At 57.7% G+C, this 25,516-nt stretch carries 20 protein-coding genes and 2 pseudogenes; 16 read left to right on the top strand and 6 right to left on the bottom strand.

All coding sequences use genetic code 11. From position 1 onward, the window contains the following. The first annotated feature begins 291 nt into the window (after positions 1 to 291). The 6 genes and pseudogenes from AC3ZVB_RS21075 (at position 292) to AC3ZVB_RS21050 (ending at position 5,501) form a co-directional block, all read left to right on the top strand. On the top strand, positions 292 to 1,446 hold the full coding sequence (locus AC3ZVB_RS21075; protein WP_490147639.1) for an aldo/keto reductase: 1,155 nt from the start codon (positions 292 to 294) through the stop codon (positions 1,444 to 1,446). Positions 1,447 to 1,533: 87 nt separating this feature from the next. Then, the gene (locus AC3ZVB_RS21070; RefSeq protein WP_490147638.1) at positions 1,534 to 2,697 is read left to right on the top strand and encodes an NADH-dependent flavin oxidoreductase; all 1,164 of its coding nucleotides are present in this window, start codon (positions 1,534 to 1,536) and stop codon (positions 2,695 to 2,697) included. 288 nt (positions 2,698 to 2,985) lie between these two features. After that, positions 2,986 to 3,510: pseudogene (locus AC3ZVB_RS21065) on the top strand (YkgJ family cysteine cluster protein); the annotation flags it as partial. Positions 3,511 to 3,741: 231 nt separating this feature from the next. Beyond that, the gene (locus AC3ZVB_RS21060; RefSeq protein ID WP_490147637.1) at positions 3,742 to 4,086 is read left to right on the top strand and encodes an antibiotic biosynthesis monooxygenase; all 345 of its coding nucleotides are present in this window, start codon (positions 3,742 to 3,744) and stop codon (positions 4,084 to 4,086) included. Positions 4,087 to 4,247: 161 nt separating this feature from the next. After that, positions 4,248 to 4,568: pseudogene (locus AC3ZVB_RS21055) on the top strand (XdhC family protein); the annotation flags it as partial. 54 nt (positions 4,569 to 4,622) lie between these two features. Then, positions 4,623 to 5,501 carry an AraC family transcriptional regulator gene (locus tag AC3ZVB_RS21050; RefSeq protein WP_490147636.1) on the top strand — a complete coding sequence of 293 codons (879 nt, stop codon included), beginning with the start codon at positions 4,623 to 4,625 and terminating at the stop codon, positions 5,499 to 5,501. Positions 5,502 to 5,671: 170 nt separating this feature from the next. On the opposite strand, the gene AC3ZVB_RS21045 is transcribed toward AC3ZVB_RS21050, so the two are convergent. The 4 genes from AC3ZVB_RS21045 to AC3ZVB_RS21030 all read right to left on the bottom strand — a co-directional run bounded on the left by AC3ZVB_RS21045 (position 5,672) and on the right by AC3ZVB_RS21030 (position 9,961). Then, a complete protein-coding gene (locus AC3ZVB_RS21045) occupies positions 5,672 to 7,912 on the bottom strand; it encodes a xanthine dehydrogenase family protein molybdopterin-binding subunit (RefSeq protein WP_490147635.1) in 2,241 nt (746 codons plus the stop codon). 12 nt (positions 7,913 to 7,924) lie between these two features. Continuing rightward, positions 7,925 to 8,398 (bottom strand): (2Fe-2S)-binding protein, encoded by a 474-nt coding sequence (locus AC3ZVB_RS21040; protein ID WP_490147634.1) that lies wholly within the window; start codon positions 8,396 to 8,398, stop codon positions 7,925 to 7,927. Positions 8,399 to 8,508: 110 nt separating this feature from the next. Beyond that, positions 8,509 to 8,892 (bottom strand): putative quinol monooxygenase, encoded by a 384-nt coding sequence (locus tag AC3ZVB_RS21035; RefSeq protein ID WP_490147633.1) that lies wholly within the window; start codon positions 8,890 to 8,892, stop codon positions 8,509 to 8,511. Between the two features lie 154 nt (positions 8,893 to 9,046). Continuing rightward, complete coding sequence (locus tag AC3ZVB_RS21030; protein ID WP_162440031.1) at positions 9,047 to 9,961, bottom strand: LysR family transcriptional regulator; 915 nt, start codon at positions 9,959 to 9,961, stop codon at positions 9,047 to 9,049. Positions 9,962 to 10,226: 265 nt separating this feature from the next. On the opposite strand from AC3ZVB_RS21030, the gene AC3ZVB_RS21025 reads away from it, so the two are divergent. The 4 genes from AC3ZVB_RS21025 (at position 10,227) to pgm (ending at position 16,424) form a co-directional block, all read left to right on the top strand. After that, positions 10,227 to 11,249, top strand: coding sequence for a zinc-dependent alcohol dehydrogenase family protein (locus AC3ZVB_RS21025; protein ID WP_490147632.1), 1,023 nt, complete (start codon positions 10,227 to 10,229; stop codon positions 11,247 to 11,249). Positions 11,250 to 11,813: 564 nt separating this feature from the next. After that, a complete protein-coding gene (locus AC3ZVB_RS21020) occupies positions 11,814 to 13,268 on the top strand; it encodes a hypothetical protein (RefSeq protein WP_490147631.1) in 1,455 nt (484 codons plus the stop codon). Then, positions 13,265 to 14,665, top strand: a complete 1,401-nt coding sequence (locus AC3ZVB_RS21015; RefSeq protein WP_194692236.1) for an aminotransferase-like domain-containing protein — start codon at positions 13,265 to 13,267, stop codon at positions 14,663 to 14,665. The genes AC3ZVB_RS21020 and AC3ZVB_RS21015 overlap by 4 nt, the downstream gene beginning before the upstream one ends. A 112-nt stretch (positions 14,666 to 14,777) precedes the next feature. Next, complete coding sequence (gene pgm / locus AC3ZVB_RS21010) at positions 14,778 to 16,424, top strand: phosphoglucomutase (alpha-D-glucose-1,6-bisphosphate-dependent) (protein ID WP_162440034.1); 1,647 nt, start codon at positions 14,778 to 14,780, stop codon at positions 16,422 to 16,424. An 88-nt stretch (positions 16,425 to 16,512) separates the two neighbouring features. Here pgm and AC3ZVB_RS21005 read toward each other — a convergent pair whose 3' ends face one another. After that, positions 16,513 to 17,208 (bottom strand): pirin family protein, encoded by a 696-nt coding sequence (locus AC3ZVB_RS21005; protein WP_162440035.1) that lies wholly within the window; start codon positions 17,206 to 17,208, stop codon positions 16,513 to 16,515. Between the two features lie 238 nt (positions 17,209 to 17,446). Between AC3ZVB_RS21005 and AC3ZVB_RS21000 the strand changes: the two genes are divergently transcribed. Then, positions 17,447 to 19,906, top strand: a complete 2,460-nt coding sequence (locus AC3ZVB_RS21000) for a UvrD-helicase domain-containing protein (RefSeq protein WP_490147630.1) — start codon at positions 17,447 to 17,449, stop codon at positions 19,904 to 19,906. 183 nt (positions 19,907 to 20,089) lie between these two features. Here AC3ZVB_RS21000 and AC3ZVB_RS20995 read toward each other — a convergent pair whose 3' ends face one another. Further along, positions 20,090 to 20,362: a DUF1652 domain-containing protein gene (locus AC3ZVB_RS20995; RefSeq protein WP_162440037.1), complete on the bottom strand. Its 273-nt coding sequence runs from the start codon at positions 20,360 to 20,362 to the stop codon at positions 20,090 to 20,092. Positions 20,363 to 20,637: 275 nt separating this feature from the next. Here AC3ZVB_RS20995 and AC3ZVB_RS20990 point away from each other — a divergent pair, with 275 nt between their 5' ends. The 5 genes from AC3ZVB_RS20990 to AC3ZVB_RS20970 all read left to right on the top strand — a co-directional run bounded on the left by AC3ZVB_RS20990 (position 20,638) and on the right by AC3ZVB_RS20970 (position 24,960). Next, positions 20,638 to 21,453, top strand: coding sequence for a helix-turn-helix transcriptional regulator (locus AC3ZVB_RS20990; protein WP_194692184.1), 816 nt, complete (start codon positions 20,638 to 20,640; stop codon positions 21,451 to 21,453). 50 nt (positions 21,454 to 21,503) lie between these two features. After that, on the top strand, positions 21,504 to 22,910 hold the full coding sequence (locus tag AC3ZVB_RS20985) for an NAD(P)/FAD-dependent oxidoreductase (RefSeq protein WP_162440039.1): 1,407 nt from the start codon (positions 21,504 to 21,506) through the stop codon (positions 22,908 to 22,910). Positions 22,911 to 22,938: 28 nt separating this feature from the next. Further along, the gene (locus tag AC3ZVB_RS20980) at positions 22,939 to 23,280 is read left to right on the top strand and encodes a cupin domain-containing protein (protein ID WP_162440040.1); all 342 of its coding nucleotides are present in this window, start codon (positions 22,939 to 22,941) and stop codon (positions 23,278 to 23,280) included. A 48-nt stretch (positions 23,281 to 23,328) separates the two neighbouring features. Next, complete coding sequence (locus tag AC3ZVB_RS20975; RefSeq protein ID WP_162440041.1) at positions 23,329 to 24,414, top strand: polyamine ABC transporter substrate-binding protein; 1,086 nt, start codon at positions 23,329 to 23,331, stop codon at positions 24,412 to 24,414. Between the two features lie 87 nt (positions 24,415 to 24,501). Then, on the top strand, positions 24,502 to 24,960 hold the full coding sequence (locus AC3ZVB_RS20970) for an REP-associated tyrosine transposase (RefSeq protein ID WP_194692187.1): 459 nt from the start codon (positions 24,502 to 24,504) through the stop codon (positions 24,958 to 24,960). Positions 24,961 to 25,516: the final 556 nt, after the last annotated feature.

The following is a 25,516-nucleotide window of genomic DNA, read 5'->3' as shown; positions in this document are numbered from 1 at the left end:
GTCACGTGTAAGCCCAAGGGGGCAACCTCAAGTGCCAGGCATTCAGTGATGCCCTCGACCGCATGTTTGGTCGCACAGCAGGCCGAGACAACTCACCCTCTGTAACGACCGCGTGGTCGGCTGACTGTCTGAAATGCTCAGAAGAATCCTTGGAATAGGCAGTGATGCCGACAAAACGGGCAAATGATCCCGGCAGGTGCGCCGCATACTGAAGCCAGGATTTACCCGGGGGTATCGACGGGTTTAACCAACGTCTATCCCATCGCAGCAATTTACAGATAGGGCGCGATCATGCAGCAGGATAAGAGAGGCACATCAGAAAACGCATTCCAGGATCACCCAGGCTTCAGTCGCCGTGACGTTTTGATTGGCGGGGCGGTCGTAGGGGCCGGGTTGAGTGTTGCACCCCTGTCCTTGGCAGCCTCGCCGGATAGCGCAAAAGTGAGCGGAGCGCGGGTTACAAAAACGCGCAAGCTGGGTTCGCTGGAAGTCTCGGAACTCGGTGTCGGGTGCATGAACATCAGCGCCAATTACGGCGTACCTGCAGGCAAGGAGCAGGGCATCAAGGTCATCCGCACGGCCCATGAACAGGGCGTCACTTTTTTTGATACGGCCGAAGTGTATGGGCCGTATACCAATGAAGAATTGGTAGGTGAGGCGCTTTCGCCGTTTCGCAACGCTGTTGTCATCGCGTCAAAATTCGGTTTCGACATGGATGCCGGTGGCGCACTCAATAGTCGTCCGGAACATATCCGTAAGGTGCTTGAGGGCTCGCTGAAGCGGCTGCGCACCGACCGTATCGATCTCTACTATCAACACCGAGTGGATCCAAATGTACCGATCGAGGATGTCGCGGGTACGGTCCAGGACCTGATAAAAGAGGGCAAGGTGTTGCACTTCGGTCTCTCGGAGGCAAGTGCAAGCACCATTCGCCGAGCGCATGCCGTTCATCCAGTGACGGCGGTCCAAACCGAATACTCCGTGATGGAGAGAAGCGTCGAGCACAACGGAGTCCTTGAGACCTGTGAACAACTGGGTATCGGTTTCGTGTGCTGGGGCCCGCTGGGCATGGGCTTTTTACCCGGCACACTGAATGGCAGTACACGGTTCGACGCCAACACCGATTTACGTTCCGGGTTTGAACGATTCACGCCTGAGAACCTGTCAGCAAACGAGCCGATCATTACTTTGCTCAGGAAGTTCGCACAGGAAAAGCATGCCTCTCCTGCCCAGATATCGCTGGCGTGGTTGCTCGCGCAGAAGCCCTGGATCGTCCCGATTCCAGGCACGCGCAAGCTCGATCACCTACATGAGAACCTGGCATCCGTCAGCGTGAAGCTGACGGCCGCAGAACTGGTGGAAATGGATGCAGCTCTGGCAAAGCTAAAAGTGCACGGTGGTCGAATGAGCCCAATGCATATGCGTGCCGTCGACGTCACCCAGTGACCGTCAGAATGTGAAAGCCGCTGAAGGCGTCCAGTAGCGATTTTCCTCCAGCCGGCGCGTTTTGGCGCGGGGTAGAGAAGGGCGTCATTGATCAAACCATTTGTATCAGGTACTCAAATGAATCAGGTTACGCGTAAGGTGTTCGAGCCGTTTGTGTTCGACAACGGAATCGAGTTGCGCAATCGCGTGGCGATGGCCCCCATGACAACGTGGGCCGGCAACGCGGACGGTACAGTCTCCGACGAGGAAATTGCTTATTACCAGCGTCGGGTAAACGGTGTCGGTCTGGTGATCACCGGTTGCACGCACGTACTCGCCAACGGTATTGGATTCACCGACGAATTCGCAGCGTTCGACGATACATTCGTTCCCAGTCTCAAGCGATTGGCCAAGGCCGCGAAGAGCGGTGGTGCAACGGCTGTTCTGCAGCTGTTCCACGCAGGTAACAAGGCCGTTTTGGAGTTGGTGCCAGACGTTGTCAGTGCCAGCGCAGTGAGCATCGACGCGGGAGCGTTCAGCGTTAGCGCTACCCCGCGCGCAATGACCCCGGAAGAAATCCACGACGTGATCCTCGCGTTTGGTGAGGCGACGCGTCGTGCCATCGAGGCGGGATTTGACGGCATAGAACTGCATGGCGCCCACGGATTTCTGATCCAGAACTTCTTCTCTCCGAAGTTCAACCAGCGCGATGACGAGTGGGGCGGCTCACTCGAGAACCGTCTGCGTTTTCCATTGGCGGTTGTGCATGAGGTTCATCGAGTCATCAAGGCACACACTGATCGACCGTTCCTGTTCGGCTATCGCATTTCGCCAGATGAATCTGGCGAAAATGGATTGCGCATAGACGACACCTGCGTGCTTGTCGATGGACTGATCGAAAGCGGTATTGACTATCTCCACGTCTCCTTGGGGAGCGTGCTGGAAACGGTGCCTGTCGACGGACAGGGCGACCAGACTACGGCGAAGGTGATTCTGGATCATGTCGACGGGCGCATTCCAGTGATTGCCGCCGGGCAGATCAAGACGCCCCGCCAAGCCGAGGAAGCGCTTGAACTCGGCCTGTCGCTCGTCGCGGTTGGACAGGGCCTTGTCATAAATCCTGACTGGGTGGAACTGGCAGAAAAAGGCCACGACGATCAGATTCAAACGGCGCTGAACCCGGCACGCGTTTCGCAGATCGCAATTCCGCCAAAACTGTGGGGCGTAATCGAGGCCACCACGGGTTGGTTCAAGCTCCAGGGCGCACCGTAACGAAGGTTTGGCCGTGGTGCGCAGCTGCGAACCTCAGTCAGCGTGCCTCAGCCACATGGGCTCGCCTAGGCTCATTTCTGACACCAGCCCCACCCTGAGAAAGGCAATCCCGCCGCTCCTCAGTCTCCCGTATTTGAGAACGCTTGAATCGAGCAACGATGCCACTCGATCGAGCAAACGCAGCCGCTCTGCATTTCACATACTCCCAGGGTGCCTCAAGACCTGCCTGCGCTGTAGGCGGGTGGCAGGTGTTTCTGTGGACAGTCGAACATACAGGCGAGTAGCGATATGCAAAACAACAGCATCCGGTTTGCGTGCAATGGCTGCGGGATCTGCTGCAAGGGGCGGTTGGTTCCACTGACGTTGAACGAGACAAGGCAGTGGCTGGAAAGAGGGCATGAGGTCGCGATCATACTGGAGGCGTTTGAGCAATCCATCTGGACTGCTGGGCCGCAACAGTTTGCCCACGCCGCAGGACGCGCAGTCGAGGTGCCTTGCGGTAATTCCCATGTGCGGGCCGTTGCAGTGTTTGCGGGCAATGCGCTGGAGCAATGCCAAAGCCTCGGCGATGACGGTTGTTGCGGTATCTACGAAGAACGGCCGCTGGTGTGTCGTATATATCCGGCGGAGATCAATCCGTTAATTGCCCTTGATCGGGAAAACAAGATTTGCCCGCCCGAAGTCTGGGAGGAGGGTGAAGTGTTGTTTACAGATCGGATCGTTGATCCGGTTCTTGCTGATCAGATTGAACGCTCCCGCCAGGCTGACAGAGAGGATGCGCAGGCAAAAATTGCGCTGTGTGAAGCCTTGGGGAGCCGGAAAATTCCCGTTGGTCATTTCAGGCGCTGCTCGATCCTGGCGTTGCGGGCCCCCGCGTAGCGTATTCAACCGCTTGCTCACATGGGTTTGAAACTGGAAGTGTCGATGTGCTGTGTACTCCCGCGTTGCGCTTTGCGGTGTTTGCCGATGCGCGCTCCGTCGACCACCCTCGGTAAGCACTGAAAGTACACGTCGACCGTACGATAACTTTTTTGGAGAGCCTTCATGACCTGGTCAAGCCGAAACTGCGGGTTCAGTCACGTCGTTGAATTTACCGTCGATCCCATCCACATGCCGGAGTTGGTGGCGTCGTTGATGAGCCGTATCGAACGCTTTACCTGCTCATGTCCAGGGTTCATCAGAGCGTGCGTGCAGGTGAGTGACGAAGGCGATCGCGCGCTCATGCAGCTTCTGTGGTCCTCCAGGGAATACGGGGAGCAAGCGCTGGAGAGGGCACAACGCTTGGAACTCGATCTGTTTCACATGGCGTGCCAACCGTCGGCCAAAGCGCTGCTCTTCAGCTCCTTCAATGTCGTCGCGCAGGTGCAAGCGCAGCGCTTGTCGACGTGAGCAATACGAATGATTTTCAGGGGGGGCGCTGTGTCCATTGCCTTCAGTATTGCCGGGATTAACGCGTGACAATGACGTTCGGGGTGCACAAATGGGTACATGTATTGCCGAGCGAGCGGGCGGCGCTGCGCCTGGAGTTTGCCTTTCATTTTTGCGTGCTTGCCAGCTATATTTTCCAAGGCGGATGCCACGCAGCGACGGCTATTGTCACCTTGACTCATGATCCTCGACTTGACGACCTGACCTTGCTCGAAGCCGTCAGGACACCCGCATTTTATATCGGCGCCATCGGCTCCCAGCACACCAGTGAAAAGCGCATGGAAAGGGGCAAACGAATCGGTGGGCTGGACGACGATGCGCTTGATCGCATCCATGCGCCGATCGGACACAAACTGGGAAGCAAGACCCCGGCTGAGATCGCACTTGCGGTCATGGCCGACATTGTTCGGGTGATTAACGGCGTGAGCCGTGCCCATCTCTAAGTCTGTTTTTTCTGGGATTTGAATGTGAATAGCGATGTGTCAAACGACCAAGTCATGACTGATGTCACGCGTCTCGCCAGATCGGTTAGCCAACTGGTACCGGGCGATGGTGACCGCATCACCGACATTCCCGGCCTGAGCCTGCATCGGCGTAAAGCCGTTACGGCGCCCATGCACTGCATCTACGGACTGGGAATTGGCGTAACCTTGCAAGGCGGCAAACAGGTGATCGTCGGCAGTGAAGTCCTTCCCTATACACCCGGCGAGTCGATGGTGACCAGTGTCGATCTCCCGGTCACTTCCCATGTCACACAAGCCAGCGTGCTCAAGCCATTCCTCGGCATGATGCTGGCACTCGACAGCGCCACCGTGATGCAGGTCGCCGAGCGTATGCGGTTATCGCAGCGTATGCGAGATGACGCGTTTCGTCCCGTGACCGTACAGCCTTTGGATGTGGGGGTGCTGGATGCGCTGAGGCGCTTGGTGGACCTGCTCAAAGAGCCCCACTGGATTGAGACCCTCGCACCGCTGATCAAGGAAGAGATCATTGCCCGGCTGTTGAACGGAACCCATGGCCCGCAGTTGTTGCATGTGATTGCCGCCGGTTCACCCAGTCAGCAAATTGCCAAGACATTAGCTTGGCTCAAAGTTAATTTCCGTCAGGCGTTGCGCATGGATGATCTGGCGGCACAAGCGCATATGAGTCCTTCCACGTTTCGCCAACACTTTCGGGCTGTGACCGGGATGAGCCCGCTGCAGTATCAGAAGCAGTTACGGCTACAAGCAGCTCGACAGTTGATGCTCAGCCAGAATATCGATGCAAGCAACGCGGGCGGGCTGGTGGGGTATGAAAGCTCATCGCAGTTCAGCCGCGAATACAGTCGCCTGTTTGGTGAGCCACCTCAGCGCGATATCAAACGGATTCGCATGTGACGGAATCAGTGGTGTGTGAGAGGAGCCTATAACCAGGACGTTTGCAGCGTCCTGTTCGGCTCCCTCGCGCGTATCCACTGGCAGGCACATAACCCCCTCTTTCTCCTGGCCAACGCCCCCACCTCGAACCGCTGGGTGACGTTGACCGGGTCTGGCTTCGCTTCGTCGATTTATGCCAGCTTGAAAGGCAGTTCGCGTATTGGCTTACCCGTCAGACTGGCGATGGCGTTTGCAAAAGCGGGGGCCAGTGCCGGCAAGCCAGGCTCGCCCATGCCGGTGGGCGGTTCGGCGCTTGGCACTATATGGACCGCGAACTCGGGCATGTCGGTGATGCGCGGAACGCTGAAGTCTGCAAAGTTGCTTTGCTGCACGACGCCGTCTTTCAGGGTGATGGCATTGCCTGGCAAACACATCGACAAGCCCATCAGCGCCGCGCCTTGCACTTGGGCCTCAACGCTGCGTGGGTTGACGACCAGGTTGCAATGGACACCGGCGGTCACGTGGTGCAGCACCGGGCGACCGCTCTGCACTGAGGCTTCCACCACATAAGCCACTACCGAACTGAAACACTCATGGACCGCAACGCCCCACGCGTGTCCGGCAGGCAGTTGACGTTTGCCATACCCGCTCTTGTCCACCGATAATTGCAGCGCTTCGCGATGGCGCGGGCTTTGCTCGCCAAACAGCTTCATTCGGTATGCCACCGGGTCTTGCTTCGTCGTTCGCGCAATCTCGTCGAGCAATGTCTCCATCACAAAGGCCGTGTGGGTAGAGCCCACGCTGCGCCACCACAGCACAGGTACGTTGAGCTTGGGATGGTGGACTGTCAGCCGCATCGGTAGGGGATAAGGGTCTCGCATGCCTTCTGTCGCCGTCGGGTCAATGCCGTTCTTAATCTGGCCTCCAAACATCGTGTCGGTAAGGATCGATTGCCCGATCAAGACATGGTCCCACGCCACCACCGTGCCGCTGTCGTCAAAGCCTATACGCGCGCGATGCAGGTGCATGGGGCGGTAATAGCCGCCCTTGATATCGTCTTCGCGGCTCCAGAGAGTCCGTATGGGGACATTCAGCCCGACTGACCGTGCGGCTTTAGCGACTTCACACGCCTGCACGATGAAATCACTGGTGGGCACGCCACGCCGGCCAAAACCACCGCCGGCCGTTTGCACGTTGATTTGAATGTGCTCGGGTTTCAGATTCAGGACCTTGGCCGCTGCGGCACTGTCACCCCCCGGAAACTGAGTGCCAACCCACAGTTGTGCGCCCTTATCGGAAATCTGCACGGTGCAGTTCAGCGGTTCCATGGGCGCATGAGCCAGGTAGGGAAATACGAACTCTGCCTCCAATTGATGCTTGGCTGTAGCAAGCGGTGCCATGTCGGCATCAAAGTGGACCAAGCCCGGTTGACCCGCTAGCGCCCGGTACTGGATCAGTTGCTGTTCGCTGTCTACCTTCTCGACGGTGGCCAGGTCCCATTGCAGCTTCAATGCGTCGCGTCCTAGCTTCGCCTGCCAGTAGCCATCGGCAATCACCGCGACACCTTCGGCGCCGCCGTCCAGAGGTACTCGCAACACGGCTTTTACCCCCTTGATTGCGCGTGCGGCGCTGTCATCCAGGGAGGCGATTTTTGCACCGAACACCGGTGGCCGCGCAACGACGGCAGTGAGCTGTCCGGGCAAGCGCATGTCGATGCCGAAATCCTGCTGGCCACTGCTCTTGGCCTTGGCATCGATGCGCGTAGTGGCCTGGCCAATGATGCGGAAATCCCTGGGATCCTTGAGTGTGACCTTGTCGGGCACGGGCAACGCCATCGCAGCCTCTGCCAGTTCGCCGTAACTCGCTTTAAGGCCTGCCGGGCCAAGCACCATGCCCGCTTGAGTGCGAAGGTGCGTAACCTCCACGTTCCAGCGTGCGGCCGCTGCCGCGAGCAGCATGGCCCGAGCGCGGGCACCCAGTTCGCGGTACTGGGTGAAGCTGTTCTTGATCGAATTGGAACCGCCGGTTAGGTGTATGCCGAAGATCGGGTCTTGGTAGGCATTGTTGTTACTGCCGTTGCGGCTTCGCACAAGACTCCAGTCGGCATCGAGTTCCTCAGCGAGAATCATCGGCAGTCCGGTCTGAACACCCTGACCGAACTCTAGCCGGTTGATCGTCACCGTGACTTCTCCGTTGGATGCGATCTGCACGAATGCAGAGGGTTGCTGACTCGGTTTGAGTAGCGCGACGTCGCCGCTGGTAGCCTCTTGCGCCAGCGCCAGGTGAGGAAATGCACCTAAGGCCAGGCCGCCAATGCCGACGATTTTAAGGAAGCTGCGGCGTGGAAGTGTGAAGGCACCGTCGGCTTGGTCGCGTTCGAGTAGGTGTTGCAGGGAACGCGGAAGCTCTTGGGAAAAGATTTCGTTCAGCATGGTGAGCTCCGGTCAGGCAAGGATTTTGGCGGCGTCCGCTACCGCCGCGCGAATACGGGCGTAGGTACCGCAGCGGCAAATATTGCCCGCCATGGCTGAATCGATCTCGGCAGCGGTGGGTTGCTTGCCTTTGGGTTGGACTTTCAGAAAAGCCGTCGCGCTCATGATTTGACCGCTCTGGCAGTAGCCACATTGCGCCACGTCGTGCTTGACCCAAGCCTCATGCACGGCAGCACCGACCGGGTCGCTGCCATTTGTCGCCGCTTCGATGGTGGTGATCTTGCGACCCTCAGCCGCTGCTATTGGCGTCACACAGGATCGAATGGCCTGACCATCCAAGTGAACAGTGCAGGCGCCGCACAGCGCCGCGCCGCAGCCAAACTTGGTGCCGGTCATCCCCAAGGTGTCACGCAGGGTCCAGAGAATGGGGGTGCTGGGATCTACGTCAACCGTGTATTCACGGCCATTGATGGTGAGGACGCTCATGATGGGACAGCTCTCCGGAATGTGTGAGCAGCAGCTTGCTCTCAATAACGGCTAACTATAGAGCTGTGTCTGCGGGCCTGATTGCACAATCCGAGCAAATAATTGCCCAATCATTGACCTTGCTGTGCGCTGAGTTGCACCGGGTCGGTTTCGATAAGCGTTCTGGACACGATCATGGACTTTGTCGTATTCACGTATTTCTGAAAATGGGCAGAGGCGATGTGGCTTTTGTAGGCCGCTTCGTTTGCATAGATTTCGAAGAAGTGAAGGCGGTTCGGGTGGTCCTTTTCCGCCACCGAATAAATCGCGAGCACGCCTGGCTCAAGGCGAACAGAGTCAGCCATTTCCTCCTTGACCGCCGTTTGGTAAGCCGCCAATTGAGCAGGGTCTATCACGAGTTGTGCAATGCGCACGACTTTTTCGGTCGGCTCGGCGGCCAACACCGAACTTACCCAAATGCTTCCAACTACAACAGCTATACGCAGGACCGACATGTGCAGTAATTCCAGATAGTGGGGCATCCTTTTCAAACCATCCAAAGCATGCCCTCAGATGTGCCCCCAATGTAGCAATCCACTGGAAGTGAATGGATCTCCATGGTTTGTGAAAAGGCAAAAATGATCAGATGAACAGCATGCCAGAAGAAGTCTAGAGACTGTCCGGATCCCCAAAAAACATCTGAATCCGCGACCGTAACCAACGCTCGCCCGGATCATTATCCTGCGATCCGCGCCAGGCCATGTGCAATTCAAAAGTGCGTGTCGGCAACGGCGGATCTTCCGCACGTACACCCCCAGCCGCCGTCAACGCCTCAGCCGTGTAATCCGGCACGGTCGCGACAATATCGGTCCCGGCGAGCAGGGTGCTCAACCCGTTGAACTGCGGTACCGCGAGCACCACATGGCGTTTGCGCCCGAGCTTCTCCAGCTCTTCATCAATAAAGCCGCTCAGGTCGCCAGCGAACGACACCAGCGCATGAGGCCGCGCGCAATAATCATCCAGGCTCAACGGGCCCGGCACGGTGTCGGCGCGCAACAGCTTAGGCTGGCTGCGTCGAAGTACCTTGCGCTTGGCATTGGCGGGGAGATCGGTGGTGTAGCTGACGCCGATGGAGATCTCACCTGAAGCCAGCAGTCCCGGCATCAGGATGTAATTGACACGACGCACCACCAGCACGATGCCGGGGGATTCGGCGCGCAGGCGCTTGAGCAGCATCGGCAGCAGGGCAAATTCCACGTCGTCCGACAGGCCGATACGGAACACCGCCGTACTGGTCGCAGGGTTGAACTCGGACGCACGACTGACCGCAGTGGAAATCGAATCCAGCGCCGGGGAGAGCAGGGCGAAGATCTCTACCGCCCGCGCGGACGGTTCCATGCTGCGCCCGGTGCGCACGAACAACGGATCATCGAACAGCCCGCGCAGGCGCGAGAGCGCCGCGCTGATCGCCGGCTGGCCGAGGAACAGTTTTTCCGCAGCGCGGGTCACACTGCGTTCGTGCATCAATGTTTCGAATACGATCAACAGGTTCAGGTCGACACGACGCAGGTCATTACGATTCATCTGGAGTCCTGGCAGAGTCTAGGCTTGACGAGAGCGGTCATATGAGAACAATGGCCGGCATGAATCTTACGGGGAAAGGCTGGTACTCTGCACCGAATAATTCAGTTTACGTGCAACGGCCTTCCAGCTTTCACGACAACCGTTGATCCTGTCGATGCTGCGGAATCAATGACAGGCATGTCGACTATTAATAGCCACTGATAGTCTTGGGTACAAAGCCCAGATAGAGTTCAGGGCATTAGAGGTTTCTTTGACGAGGTTTGCGATGTCACGCACGATCCGTTTTCACAAGTTTGGTCCAGCCGAGGTGCTCAAATGCGAAGAGCATGCGGCAGCACTCCCTGCACCGGGCGAAGTGCAGGTGCGCGTCGAAGCGATTGGCATCAGTTGGTACGACATTCTATGGCGCCAGAACCTGGCGTCGTCCCATGCCAAGTTGCCTTCGGGCCTTGGCAGTGAAATGTCCGGCGTCGTCACCGCAGTAGGTGAGGGCGTGGATGACTTGGCGGTGGGTGACAAGGTCGCCAGCTTCCCGGCCGAAAGTCCCAATGATTACCCGGTCTACGGCGAACAGATTGTTCTGCCGCGCACAGCATTGACCCGATACCCGGATGTGCTGAGCCCGATTGAAGCCAGTGTGCATTACACGCCGCTGTTGATTGCCTATTTTGCCTACGTGGATCTGGCACGGGTCAAGCCCGGGCAGTTCGCCCTGGTGACTGACGCCAGTCACTGCGCCGGTCCGTCATTTGTCCAGTTGGGCAAAGCGCTGGGCATCCGGGTGATTGCGGCAACGAAGAGTGCAGATGAACGCGACAACCTGCTGTCCCTGGGCGCCGAGAAAGTCATCGTCACCGAGGAACAGGATCTGCTGATGCAGATCAACAAGATCACCGATAACCGCGGTGTCGATGTGGTGTTCGATGGCCTTGGCGGGCCGCAGATGTCTTTGCTGGGGGATGTGCTTGCCCCGCGTGGCAGCCTGGTGTTGTACGGACTGCAAGGGGGTAACCAGACCCCGTTCCCGGCATGTGCAGCGTTCCAGAAGAACATTCAGTTCTTCGTGCACTGCATCGGTAACTTCACCGGCAAGCCGGAGTTGGGGATTATCCAGGATCAGGTGGCGCTGCAACGGGCGTTGCGTGATATCAACCAGCTGACCGCAGACCGTGTGCTGCTGCCGCTCAAGACCCGGGTCTTTCCGTTTGCCGAGTTTGTCGAGGCTCACCGCTACATGGACGAATGCCCATGCCGCGAACGAGTAGCCCTGCAGGTTGAGCCGGCGTAAATTCGGCCCAATGAAAAGTCCGTGCTTGCACGGGCTTTTTTTTGTCCGTCGCACGTAAAACGGGACAACCATTCAGTACTGCGCTTACCGGCCAGGTAACTGAACTGGTTTTTGCTCTTGATCTGTATCTTCTAATCAGTCTGTAAGCCTTGATAATTGAATGATTGCTTTCATCTCAAGGAATGAGTCATGACTGAGTGTCAACTCAATACTTTTAACCACGTTATTTTGATATATGCCGAACATTCTGTTCGTCGTTCTCCAGTTGCCGAAAAAACACGGGTGACTTTCTTCCTTATTTCTTGTGCTACCTGTCTGTGGGACGCTGTCGGAAATTTCCTAAGATATCTGAAGACATCTCAAGCCCGCGCCCTTGCGGGGTATTCGGGCCATTCGCGTTCAAATAAAGCTTGTTCGAGCTTTATTTATTTCAAGTAATGCCACAAACCTTAAGTGCTAGCATTTAGTAATAAACCCTGTCTTCGAATCAGGGCGGGCAAGGCACGTCGTAAAAGTTATCGCGCTGCGTGCGATATCGAACTTACAAGTATCAGGTACATAAATATGACCAGCATCCATGATCAAGCCATGAACCATGTCTACCAGCAAATATTGCAACGGTTGATGGGATTCTTCTCTCGCGCCGAACGTACGGCATTGCAGCTTTTGATCCAGCGCTTGATGGTGGCAGCGGGGGGCACAGAGCGGATTGGCACTTACAAGGTGCTGGCGATCCAGTCCGGGTCTCGCGACAGCTGCTACACCCTTGCATTGCTGCGTGCCGCCCAGCTGAGTATTGCCGGTCGGTCGCCCGCCACGTTTCAATTGAGGGTGGCGTCGTTACAGCTGAACGGCACCAGCGCGACGTCGCTTGAAAACATCCACCGCAGCTACAGCGCCTTGTTCCTGTACGACGATCCTCGCGTCGAAGTGCTGATGGTCGATAATCGCGAGGTCCTGCCATTCAGTCATCCAACGCCGTTCTCCGATGCGGGCTTTGAGGCCAATCGACTCAATTTTCTGATGGTGGGCCATCGTCGTCCACGTGAAGGCGCGCTTGACCTGTGGGATAACGGGTACCTGGCCACTGGCGAGTTCTATGGACAGATTGCCCGCTGGGACAGTGGTGTCGATGCATTGATCTGCAGCGAAACGCCTCGCCAGCAGAAGCAATTTCTCGAAGGACTGAAACGGGCGACGACCAAAGCGGGATGCCGTCCGACCATTCACCATGAGCCCAGCTACGAGGCATTGTTTGCAATGCTCGATGAGCTGCGGGGTGACTGCTACCGCGCGTTCTATCCGGAGCTTGATCAGGTGCAATGGCGACCTGCGCAACATTTTGAATCCTGTCGCCGAACCACCTTCATTGACACCAATGACCTGTTGATCAGTGACCTGGAAGAACGCTGGCCGCTGCTTACCGAGTTTCTTGGCTATCGACCGGACGCGCTGCCGGCACCGTTTGCCGAAAACGAATACGTCAGCCTCGGCATATCCGCTCACCTTCGGGGCTTGCAGGAGTGTTTCATGCACGGCGGAAGCTATGACGCGGGCGTTACCGAGCTCTTGCAGCGGGCATTGGTGATGATGCGTCGCAAGCAGGCTCCGGACAGTGCGTGCCAGCAGGCAGAAAAACTGTTTGGCAAGCTGGCGACTCAACCAGATCAGCGTGAGTTGGCAGCGGCAGAGGCGCAAAAAAGCCACGGCTTGAGCGAGGCCCAGCTGGTGTGCCTGCTTTTTGCGCCTTTTGTCGACAAAGGCAAAGGGCTTGAGCACTTTCTGCGTCGGTGTCATCCGGGAATGTTGGTGGCCATGCCGGATTTGCACCGGGCAATGCAAGGCGAACCGGTGCCCGAGCAGATTCTGCAATGGATGATCGACGTCAGCGGGTTACCCATCAGTCTGATTGGCAAGCTTTATCGCATGGCACCCCTGGCTGACGATACATCGAACGTTCACGCAGCAACCAGCGACGGTAGCATCGCCTTGGCGGGTGAATGGTCCGCAGGACGTTGAGCGGGGTGCGGGAAACCGGCTTTGCCTACCAGGCGGTGTACCGGTACTTGACTCATCTGATCAACGAGTCTGCCAACGACGAGCGCATCCGGCTCCCATCGCTTCGTCAATTGGCAGACCGTCTGAGCGTGTCGATTTCGACGATTCAGTACGCCTACTCGCTGCTGGAGAAGGAAGGGCGGGTTTACTCGGTTGCCAAATCGGGCTATTACGCGCTGCCGGTGTCCTCGATTGACACGCTCGTGGGCGGGCGCGATTTGCTCGAAACCGTCTACGTCAATGCCAGGCGTCCTGCAATGCTTGTCCTCAGTGCGGATGAGCCGACATTGTTGCAGCCCCTGGACAGTCCACTGTTGCTGCTGGAGAGAGAGCTGCTGCGGCAATATCCGCGTCAGCCGCAATCTTGTGTGCAGCCTTGCGGTGAGCTGGAACTGCGCGCGGCGCTGGCAGCGCGTTACACCACCTCACCCCAGCGTTGCTGGCACGCGGATGAAGTCTATATCGGAGCGGATCTTCGGGGTGTGCTGGAAATTCTGATCGCGGTTCTGGGCCTGCGGCACAAGACGGTGGTAGTCGAATCACCGTGCGACTGGACCATTCTGCGCTTGCTCCAGGCCGCTGAAGTACAGGTGATCGAACTACTGGTGCGGGCAGATGGCAGTCTGGATGTTGACTCGCTCAAGCAGATCCTCGAGATGAAAAACGTTCAGTTGGTGCTGTTGTCCTCAAGGTTGAATATGCCGCGAGGCAGTTTGGCGCCCGACGACAACCGCCAAGCCATTGCGCAGTTGCTTGAGCAGCATGGCAGCTGGGTGCTGGAGAACGATTGTCACGGCGAGCTCGGTTTCGAACCGGATGGTCTGCGTTTTCGCGATCTGCTGAATCCAGACCGATTGATCGTGTTTTCCACGTTCGAGAAAGTAATTGGCCCGGAAGCACCTTATGGCTACGTGCTTTCCCGGCATTTGCGCGACGAACTGCAACGGCAATTCCTGTTGCGCTCGTTTCGCCTGTCACCGTTTCGCCAGAAAGCAATTGCGCGCTTGTACAGTAACGGGCGCATCGATCAGCACCTGCAGGTGCTGCGCCGGTTGCTCAAGGACCGTTCCGTGCAGATGACTCAACTTCTGCGCGAGCGCTTGGGTGATGCCTTGCATGTTGTCGAGCCACAAGGCGGCGCGACCCTGTGGGTGCGCTCGTTGCGTCAGGTCGACATCAGGCGCGTGTTTCAGCGATTGCTCCAACGGCATGTGCTCATTGCGCCGGGTGAGCTGTTCAGTCTTCAGGATTTGCACGGGCAGCACCTGCGCCTGAGCCACACCTTTGGCGGCGACCATGACCTGCCCGCCGCATTGGGTCTTCTGGGCGATGCGCTGCGTCTGGAATCGATCGACTGAGCAGGGCGGTCAACCCTCTTCGAATGGCCGTGGATCGATCCCATCGCGTTGTGGTCAAACTGCCAGTAAACTGCGATCCAATTCCTGAACCAATCGATTCCAGAGGTTTTGCATGACACTCAGTCCTTTTGCGGGCAAACCGGCACCGGCAGAACTGTTGGTCGACATCCCGCGACTGGTTACGGCCTACTACACCGGCCAGCCTGACGCTGGCATTTCCACCCAGCGCGTGGCTTTCGGCACGTCAGGGCATCGGGGCAGCTCGTTCGATTTGAGTTTCAATGAATGGCACGTCCTGGCCATCAGCCAGGCGATCTGCCTGTACCGCGAAGCGCAGGGCATCGATGGCCCGCTGTTCGTCGGGATCGATACCCACGCACTGTCCACCCCTGCAGGGGCCAGCGCCCTTGAAGTGCTGGCAGCCAACGGCGTGACGGTGATGATCGCGCAGGGCGACGAGTACACCCCGACGCCCGCCATTTCCCACGCGATCCTCTGCTACAACCGCGGCCGTACCTCGGGGCTGGCCGACGGCATCGTAATCACGCCGTCGCACAATCCTCCGCAAAGCGGCGGCTACAAATACAACCCCACCAATGGCGGTCCGGCTGATACCCACATCACCAAGTGGATCGAAGCCAAGGCCAACGAACTGCTGAGCAACAAGCTGGCTGGCGTCAAGCGCATCAGCTACGAGCAGGCGTTGAAAGCCGGCACGACCCATCGCCACGATTACCTCAATACCTATGTCGCCGACCTGATCAACGTAATCGACTTCGATGCCATTCGCGATGCCAAATTGCATTTGGGCGTTGATCCGCTGGGCGGAGCAGGGGTGCGTTACTGGTCGGCGATTGCCGAGCATTACAAACTGGATCTGGAAGTGGTCAACCAACAGGTCGATCCGACATTCCGCTTCATGACCGTCGACTGGGATGGCCAGATTCGTATGGACCCATCATCGAGCCATGCCATGCAAGGTCTGATTGGTCTCAAGGAACGCTTTGATGTGGCGTTCGCCTGCGACCCTGACCACGACCGACATGGCATCGTGACCCCCTCCGGTGGCCTGCTGGCGCCAAACAGCTACCTGGCGGTCTCGATCGATTACCTGTTCCAGAACCGCCCGCAATGGCGCGCCGACGCCGCCGTGGGCAAAACCGTTGTCAGCAGTGGCCTGATCGACCGCGTCGCCAAGCGCCTGGGTCGTCGTCTGTACGAAGTGCCGGTCGGCTTCAAATGGTTTGCCGACGGTTTGTTCGATGGCTCCCTCGGCTTTGGTGGGGAAGAAAGCGCCGGTGCTTCGTTCCTGCGTAAGGACGGCGGCGTCTGGAGCACCGATAAGGACGGGCTCATTCCTGCGCTGCTGGCTGCAGAGATGACGGCGCGTACCGGCCGTGATCCGAGCCAGGCATATCGCGCCTTGACCGACGAACTGGGTGAGCCGTTCTCGGTACGGGTCGATGCCAAGGCCAATCCTGAGCAGAAAGCCTTGTTGAGCAAGCTGTCACCCGATCAGGTGACGTCGACCCAACTGGCGGGCGAAGCCATTCAAAGCATCCTCAGTCACGCACCGGGTAACGATCAGGCGATCGGTGGTTTGAAAGTCATGACCGAAAACGGCTGGTTCGCCGCACGTCCATCGGGTACCGAGGACATCTACAAGATCTACGCCGAGAGCTTTGTCAGTGACGACCACCTCAAGCAATTGGTGGCAGAAGCTCAGACGTTGGTGGATGGTGCTATTTCCACGAAATAAACGCGGCTACGGTGTAGAGGGATGTTATTCGGGCATGAAAAAGGGCGACCCTAACCGGTCGCCCTTTTTTTGCCTTGCCTTCAAGCAATCAAGCCACATCCACCAGCACCACTTCGCTGTCCTCAATGGCCGTCACGCGCAGGACCTGTTCATCCGCAATTGCCACACCGTCTCGAGCTTTTGCGCGTAACCCGTTGATTTCAATGAGGCCGGTTGCCGGTACCAGATAAGCCCGTCGCCCTGCGTCCAAGTGGTATTCGGCAGACTCGCCGGCTTTCAAATTCGCTGCCACCAGGCGGGCGTCCGCACGGATTCGCAGACTTTGATCGTCGCCGGCCTTGCCGCTGGCCAGGGTCACGAAACCTTCACGCTGACCTTTAGGGAACGGTTTGGCTCCCCACGACGGGGCTGAACCGGCTTCATTCGGAATAATCCAGATCTGGAAAATCCGCGTCTCGCTCGATTCCAGGTTGTACTCGCTGTGCGCGATCCCGGTACCGGCGCTCATTACCTGCACATCGCCGGCCTCGGTTCGGCCCTTGTTGCCCAGATTGTCCTCATGGGTGATCGCACCTTCACGAACATAGGTGATGATTTCCATGTCCCGGTGAGGGTGTTTCGGGAAGCCCGTTCCCGAAGCAATCACGTCATCATTCCAGACCCGCAAGTTGCCCCAGTTCATGCGCTTGGGGTCATGGTATTCGGCGAATGAAAAGTGGTGATGCGCATCCAGCCAACCATGATGGGCGCCGCCCAGGGAGTTGAAAGGTCTGAGTTCGAGCATGGTCGTCTCCGGAAAGGGTTTGTTGATGGCGACCATCATCTACGAGCAACGCATCGATAAAAAGCGTAAAAAATGCCTCATTACAATCGAATAATTCGATGCTGTTTAAAATGGAAAATAGCTCATCCAACCTTCACTTCACTCTACAACTCGATGACCTGTAAGCATTTTGCTAGAACTCAATGGCAAATGAAGACACCATAGCGCTCAACAGCCTCACACCCTGGAGTCAGTCCGCGTGCCGCAACACACCCCCGATCTCCCCCCCGAACTTCGTCCCCTGGCAGAGATGCCTTTGCTCAAACGCCTGGCCGCCCGGTTTTTTGGACATGGCCTGACGCGCTTGCGTGCTCAGCACCGTGCCTCGTGGTTGCATGGGCAGGCAGATGGCTTTCGCAGCGGCCACAGCGCGGGTGTGGATTACGGCTACAAGGAAGGCAAACTCGAAGGTCTGGAGGAGGGGCGACAGGTCTTGCTGATCCGCGACTCGCGCTCCACCGAGCATCGCGCCCCGAACGTGGACGACAACCTGTTCGACGATTGGCGCCTGCCTCTGAGTGCCGAACTCAAGAAGCGCATGAAGGCCGATGTTGCCCGATTACTGCCAGCGCATGCCCAGCCAAGTGCTGCGCAGTGGAAAATGATCTTCAGCGACACGCCCTCAACGTCCGTGATAGCCGGCGCGGGCGCTGGCAAGTCGACGACGCTGGTGTTGCGAATCGTGCTGCTTGTGCACTATCTGGGTTTCGAGTTGAACTCCATGACCGTAGTGACCTTCACGCGGGAATCGCGCAAGGATTTCATCAATAAACTGGTCGAGCTGTTCGCCCTGTGGGGCCGGGCGCTGAGCGTAAAAGAGGCGCGAGAGCTCGTTCGTACTTTTCACTCGCGAATCCTGCCGATGGTGCGCAGCCTGCCAGGCTTCGAACGCCTGCAAGCTTTCGAAAACCTTAGCCATCGCACGCAAAATGCTGATGAGGATGTCGACAGCAACCCCTTCGACCTGCGCATCAACGATGCTCAACGCCAGCAACTGAATGCGTGCTATCACGGCTTGCACACGCGCGATGAACGTTTTCGCGAGTTGATCAGACCTCTGTCTCGCCATGCCCTGCAGCTCAAAGAGCTGGAACGCGATCACCCGGACGTGCAAAAGCGCATGGCCGTGACCGAATTGGCCGCCAAGCGCGACGAAGAACTGTGCGATGCCATTGAAGATTTGTGGTTTCGCGCAGGTGCCTGGCCGATTAAAGGGATCGAACCCAATCGCCAGTCGTTCGATATCAACGGATCAACATTTCATTGCCACGGCTACATTCCGAGCCTTGATGCCTGGGTGGTGCTGGGATTCGACCCAAAGGAAAACCCGCAAGTCAGCCGCCCCGGCGCCAAGCTGAGCGTACGGGCGGAGTGGGCAGTCAAGCGCACCCTGTTTCAAGCTTTCTGTCGTAAACCGTTGATATGGTTAGATAACTACGAATCATCGAAACGCGTGTTGGCGTCCCTTGCCGGTGACGCAAGTGCCGGGCCGGGCTTTGACTACAAGGTCAAGGGTGAGCTGGGTTCAGCTCCGTTACTGGACTGTTTTGTCGCTGCCGCAGGGTTTATCGAAAACCTGGGGCTGGATGTGCCGACGGCTGTGGGCCAGATGAGTTTCGCCAAGGACGACCCGGACCGGTTTTTCTTCGAGGCGCTGAGCCTGTATTGGCGAGCACTGGAAGACCATCTGCTGGATCAGAAACCACCGGTCATGACTTATAACCGGATGTTTGCGCTGTTCAGTGAGCATTCACCGGAAAACCTCAAGTTACTGAGCGATGAACTGCTGCGGCCAATGTCCCACCTGATGATCGACGAATTTCAGGATGTCTCGCCGCAAATCGTTTCCTGGATTCGCGCAAGCCTCGCGCAGATCCGCAGTCGAGGTCCGGCGATGCACGTGGGGCGCGGGGCGCAACGCTCGTCGTTGCTCTGCGTGGGCGACGACTGGCAATCCATTTATGGATGGCGCGGCAGTTCACCCACGTATTTCATGGAATTCGCCAAAGAGTTCCCGTCGCCAAGCACGACGAAAGTGATGCTGAGCGACAACTACCGCAGTCATCAAGCCATCATCGATGCCGCCGAACATATCGTCCGTGCCGCGCCCGCGATTGCTGGAAAGAAGGCCAAGGCCAGTGGCGAACCCAAAGAACTCGTCCCCGTGAGCGTCTTCGATCGGGATGATCAGAGCATGGCCAGTCGGCTGAATGAGCATTACAGCAAGGGTGATTCAATCTTGATGTTGTATCGAAAAAGTAGCGATAAGCTATTGATAGAGCAGCATATTCAGTCGGTAGTTAATGTGGATTCTAGCTTGCCGTATGAGTCGAGGCGATTGAAGCAGCTCACGTATCACAGCGCGAAGGGTCTTCAGGCCGATGCGGTTTTCCTGCTGGGTGATTGTCAGCACCTAACCAGTTCGCCTTACAAGAACCAGGTCTATCGCATGGCGGGCCTGGGCAAGGCCGGCGACAGTGAGGCGTATGACAACGCACAAAAAGACGAAATCCTGCGCCTGGCTTATGTCGGCATCACCCGGGCGGTGAGCCATTGCTATTGGTACGTCGATGCTCAGGACACTCAGGCAGTGAACATGCCAAAAGCCTCCGACCGGATTGGCAAGGGCAAGGCATTCTTCGCCGATCACCGGGGATAACCTGTAGGAATCCGTAGGAGCTGTCGAGTGCAACGAGGCTGCGATCTTTTGATCTCCTCTCATTAAAAGATCAAAAGATCGCAGCCTCGTTGCACTCGACAGCTCCTACAGGTGCAGCGGTTAACCCTCGATCGAATCAAAAAAAAGCCCACAATTGTGGGCTTTTCAAACACGTTCAACACTTCACGCATAACTCCTGAACGCCGCCGGCGGAATAAAAGCCTCAAGCTCATCCTCCACCGCTTCGATGATTCTCTCCACATCCGCCGCATTCATCACCGTTGCGCAAGGAATGCCGGCAATGGCGATCATGGTCTCGCCACTCGCTCGATCAAACAAACGGGCAATCATGCTGCCCGGCGCATCCATGCTCGCCTCGAATCCCATGGGATGAAAATGCCAGCGCATCAGCTGGCAGGCGTTTGGAAAAGTAACCTTGCTAAAACCTCTATTCATGTGTTGCCCGCCTTCTTAATCGAGCGCTTCCGTTAGCTCATGTTAGGAGGGTAGAGCCTTCATTGGCTCAACCGGTGATGACATTAAAAGTAGCATCCAGATGTGAAAACCTCGTGGTTTTTTCAAACCGTTTGGCGATTGCTTTCGCTTTTTTTGACACAGGTCACGCATCATCGATCATTGGGCGATATGCCACTATTGGCCTATCCCTGCATTTGTCGTTGAAGCCCAGTCCGAACTTGGGCAAGCTCGGCTTTTTCCCGTTGAGACCCCCTATGCACGCCGACGATGACGGCCCACTGCAAACCCTGACCACCGGCGAGACGGTGATGCGTTACCACTTACGCTGGAAACACCGGGACCTGGACGGCGTCATGGCGCTGTATCACCCGGACGTTCAATACAGTGATTTTTTCCAGAACCGTGTGATGGGCCTGGATGAATTGCGTGATTACGTGCGCGATAGCATGCCCCGTGACCCGGACGAAGCCCTGGAGCATTCGGACCGTATCCGCCTGGATGGCAACACGGCGTTCATTCAGTACCGCATCACACTGCGCGGCGGTGAGGGGCTGGTGTCGTTCAGGGCAAGTGAAGCGATTACGGTTCGGGACGGATTGATCTGGCGAGTCAACGAATACGCCTCGCTGGTTCGCGAGCAGGTTTCCAGTCAAGCGGTCGCCAGCAAGCGCGCGGCGGTCAGCCGGTTGGGGTTGTCACCACGCCAGCTGAGCTTCATGGCCGAAGACCTGCAACAGTACTTCCAGCGTCAGCAACCTTACCTGGACCCTGAGCTCGACCTGCAACGGGTAGCGCAGGAATGCGGGTATAGCCGTAACCAGATCTCCTATCTATTGAATCAAGTGCTTGGCCAAAGCTTCTACCGGTACGTCAACCAGGCGAGATTGCACCACTTGCTGGCGGCGCTGGATACCGCGACGCCCCCGCTGCGTGTGGATGAGCTGGCCTTTGCCGCAGGGTTTAACTCGTTGTCGGCGTTTTACAGCTGTTTCCGCCAGCACACCGGGCAATCGCCGAAGGCCTACGTCAAACAAATTTCTTTGCGTGCACGCGCGCAAGACAGCCACTGAGACCACGCACTAGGATCAACGCCATCGAAGTTTGAGTGGCGGAGTCTTGTATGCCGGCGTGGCGCACTATCAGTTTGTGGATGGATCAACTGGACGATCCCCTGTTGCCGCGCCCCGCGCTGGAACAGGACCTGGACGTCGACGTGGCGATCATTGGCGCCGGGTACACCGGGTTGTGGACCGCCTATTACCTCAAGCGCCTGGCGCCGGGGTTGAACATCGCCATCGTCGAAGCGCAAACCGCCGGTTTCGGCGCGTCCGGGCGCAATGGCGGTTGGCTGATGGGCAATCTCCTGGGCGAAGACCGTTTACTCGCCGCCTCATCGCCGGAACAGAGACGGGCATCGTTCGATTTGCTGCACAGCATTCCCGATGAGGTCGAGATCGTCATCGAACGTGAGGGCATCGATTGCGATTATCGCAAGGGTGGTGCGCTGTATTGTGCCGCGCGTTATCCGGAGCAGGAAGCCAGCCTGAGGCACTATCTGGACAGCCTTTATCGCCAGGGACTGACTGAAAAGGATTACCGCTGGCTCAGCCCTGAGCAGCTGGCCCAACAGATCCGTGTCGCCAAACCCTACGGTGGAATCTACGCACCGCATGTCGCGACCATTCACCCGGCCAAACTGGTCCGTGGCCTGGCCCGGACGGTTGAGCGCATGGGCGTCAGCATTTATGAGAACAGCCCGGTTACCCAGTGGCAGTCGGGCTCACTGCGCACGGCCAAAGCCCAGGTTCGCAGTCGGTGGATCGTGCCGGCGGTTGAGGGGTACTCGGTTACCTTGCCGCCGCTAGGCCGTTATCAATTGCCGGTACAAAGCCTGATTGTCGCCACCGAACCGCTGTCTGCCGCGACCTGGGACGAAATCGGCCTGAGCCGTGGCCAGGCCTTCAGCGAAAGCAGCCGCCAGGTCACTTATGGTCAGCGCACCGCCGACAACCGCCTGGTATTCGGTGCACGGGGTGGCTACCAGTTCGCCGGCCAACTGCGCCACAACTTCGACCTGACCACCAGCGAAGTGGAACTGCGGCGTTACCTGTTCGGCGAACTCTTCCCACAACTCAAGAACGTCCAGATCACCCATGGCTGGGGCGGCAACCTGGGCATGTCCCGACGTTTCAAACCGCACATGCTTTGTGATCAGGCCAGCGGCATTGCCTTGTCCGGTGGCTATGGCGGGGAGGGCGTGGGTGCCAGCAACCTCGGTGGTCGCACGCTTGCCGACTTGATCCTTGAGCGCGACACCGAGCTGGTTCATCAGCCTTGGGTCATTCCCCAAGGCGGTCTCGACGCACTCCGGGCGTGGGAGCCCGAACCGTGCCGCTGGCTGGGCTACAACGCGATCATTCGCAGCTTCGTCCACGAAGACCAGACCCTGGCCAATCCGGCCACTGCGCCATGGCGTCGCAAACTGGCGAGCGGCGTGGCGGGGTTCATGGAAGGTTTCATGCACTAAACGGCGTTTTTCAACGACAGGTAATCCCATGAGCATCACGCAATTCAAGAACACCGCAGCACTGATACTCGAAGAATCCAATCCAGTTGCCGTACCGCTCGGAACACCCGTGGCGGTAGCCTCGACCACCAGTGTCGAGCGCGACGACGGCGTCGAAACCGGTGTGTGGGAGTGCACCCCAGGTCGCTGGCGGCGCCAGATCGTCGCCCAGGAATTCTGCCATTTCATCCAGGGGCGCTGCACCTTCACCCCGGACGACGGTGAGACCTTGCACATAGAAGCGGGTGACGCACTGATGTTGCCCGCCAACAGTCTCGGCATCTGGGATATCCAGGAAACCGTGCGCAAAACCTACGTTTTGATTTTTTGATCCTTTGATTGCCTGCCAATAACAACAAGCCCCTACAGGAATCGACTCATGAAGCGAAAGACACTGGCCCTGGCGCCCCTTGCACTCGTCGCGACCCTCAGCCAGGCGGCGGAGACGGTGAAGATCTACAACTGGTCGGACTACATTGCCCCCGATACCACGAAGAACTTCCAGAAAGAAACCGGCATCGCGTTCACCTACGACGTGTATGACAGCAACGAGACGCTGGATGGCAAGTTGATGACCGGCAAATCCGGTTACGACGTGGTGTTCCCCTCCAACCATTTCATGGCGCGGCAAATTCAGGGTGGGGCGCTGAAAAAGCTCGACAAGAATCAGCTGCCGAACTGGAAAAATCTCAATCCGGTGTTGCTCAAGGCCCTGCAAACCAATGATCCGGGCAATGAACACGGCTTCCCGTATCTGTGGGGAAGTACGGGGATCGGCTACAACGTCGCCAAGGTCAAGGCGGTGCTGGGCGACAACGCACCGGTGGACTCCTGGGACCTGATCTTCAAGCCCGAGAACATGGAAAAATTGCAGAAGTGTGGCGTGGCGATTCTCGACAATGGCCCAGAACTGTTGCCTGCTGCCCTTAACTACCTGGGCCTGCCGCACCACAGCAAGAACCCTGAGGACTATAAAAAAGCTGAAGCGCTGTTGTTGAAAGTCCGGCCGTATGTGAGTTATTTCCATTCATCCAAATACACCAGCGACCTGGCCAACGGTGATATCTGCGTGGCAGTGGGGTTCTCCGGCGACATTCTCCAGGCGGAAAATCGCGCCAAGGAAGCCAACAACGGCATCGAGATCGGTTACAACATTCCCAAGGAAGGCGCCGCGATCTGGTTCGACATGGTCGCCATGCCCGTCGATGCACCGGATGAAAAGGCCGGCTACGCCTTCATGAACTACCTGCTGCGCCCGGACGTCATGGCGAGCATCAGCAACTATGTGCATTACGCAAACGGCAACGAGCAAGCCGATAGCCTCATCGAACCGGCGATCAAAAACGACACCAAGGTTTATCCAAGTCCGGAAATGATGGGCAAGCTGTTTGCGTTGGAAGCGATGCCGTTGAACATCGACCGGATCCGTACGCGGGTGTGGAACAAGATTCGGACGGGGAGTTGAGGGGTCATATTTTGTAGTTGATCGTGGCTAACTTGTGCGCAGGGACGCGGTAAGTTCCGAGCCTCTTTCACAGTTGAGGGGCAAGGAATGCCTTACTGCTTGAATGCGGGTCGGTTACGCACTGGCCGCTTTTCAGAACCCGGCCGAATCTATCTCATCACCGCTGTCGTCGATAAACGGCAGCCGGTTTTCTCTGATTGGCGGGTTGGACGCCTGGTTGTCTCGCAATTGCGTCAGGCACAAGAAGCGGGATGGGCGGACTTTTTAACGTGGGTTGTGATGCCGGATCATATGCACTGTCTGGTGCAACTCCGGGACCAAACCTTGGCCGGGTTGATGTGCCAGGTAAAGTCGCGCAGCGCCGCCGCCGTCAATCGCGCGTTAGGCCGAAAAGGACGCCTTTGGCAGAAGGGCTACCATGAGCGTGCGGTTCGACGTGAGGACGACGTGAAAGCGCTGGCCAGGTATGTCGTTGCGAATCCGATCAGAGCAAAGCTTGTTTCACGCGTTCATGATTACCCGCTGTGGGATGCGTGCTGGCTATAGCAATCACGACCGCTTCGCCGTCGAACGCAGCCTTCGGCAGCTGCTACACAGAGCTCGAGTACACAACGCCACATGTAGCAGCTGGCGCAGCCTGCGTCGGGGCGCGAAGCGGCCCCCGATTTTCAAGGAGATATCAAAGCGCCTTGAATGCGACCGCTTCGCCGTCGAACGCAGCCTTCGGCAGCTGCTACACAGAGCGCGCTTACACCACGACCCTGTAGCAGCTGGCGCAGCCTGCGTTGGGGCGCGAAGCGGCCCCGATTTTCAGGGAGATATCAAAGCGTCCTGAATGCGACCGCTTCGCCGTCGAACGCAGCCTTCGGCAGCTGCTACACAGAGCGCGCTTACACCACGACCCCGTAGCAGCTGGCGCAGCCTGCGTTGGGGCGCGAAGCGGCCCCGATTTTCAGGGAGATATCAAAGCGTCCTGAATGCGACCGCTTCGCCGTCGAACGCAGCCTTCGGCAGCTGCTACACAGAGCCCGAGTACACAACGCCACATGTAGCAGCTGGCGCAGCCTGCGTTGGGGCGCGAAGCGGCCCCGATTTTCAGGGA

This window comes from Pseudomonas sp. MDV22-iso1, assembly GCF_058145095.1.
The sequence above is the reverse complement of the archived record's forward strand: the minus strand, read 5'-3'. Positions and strand labels throughout refer to the sequence as shown.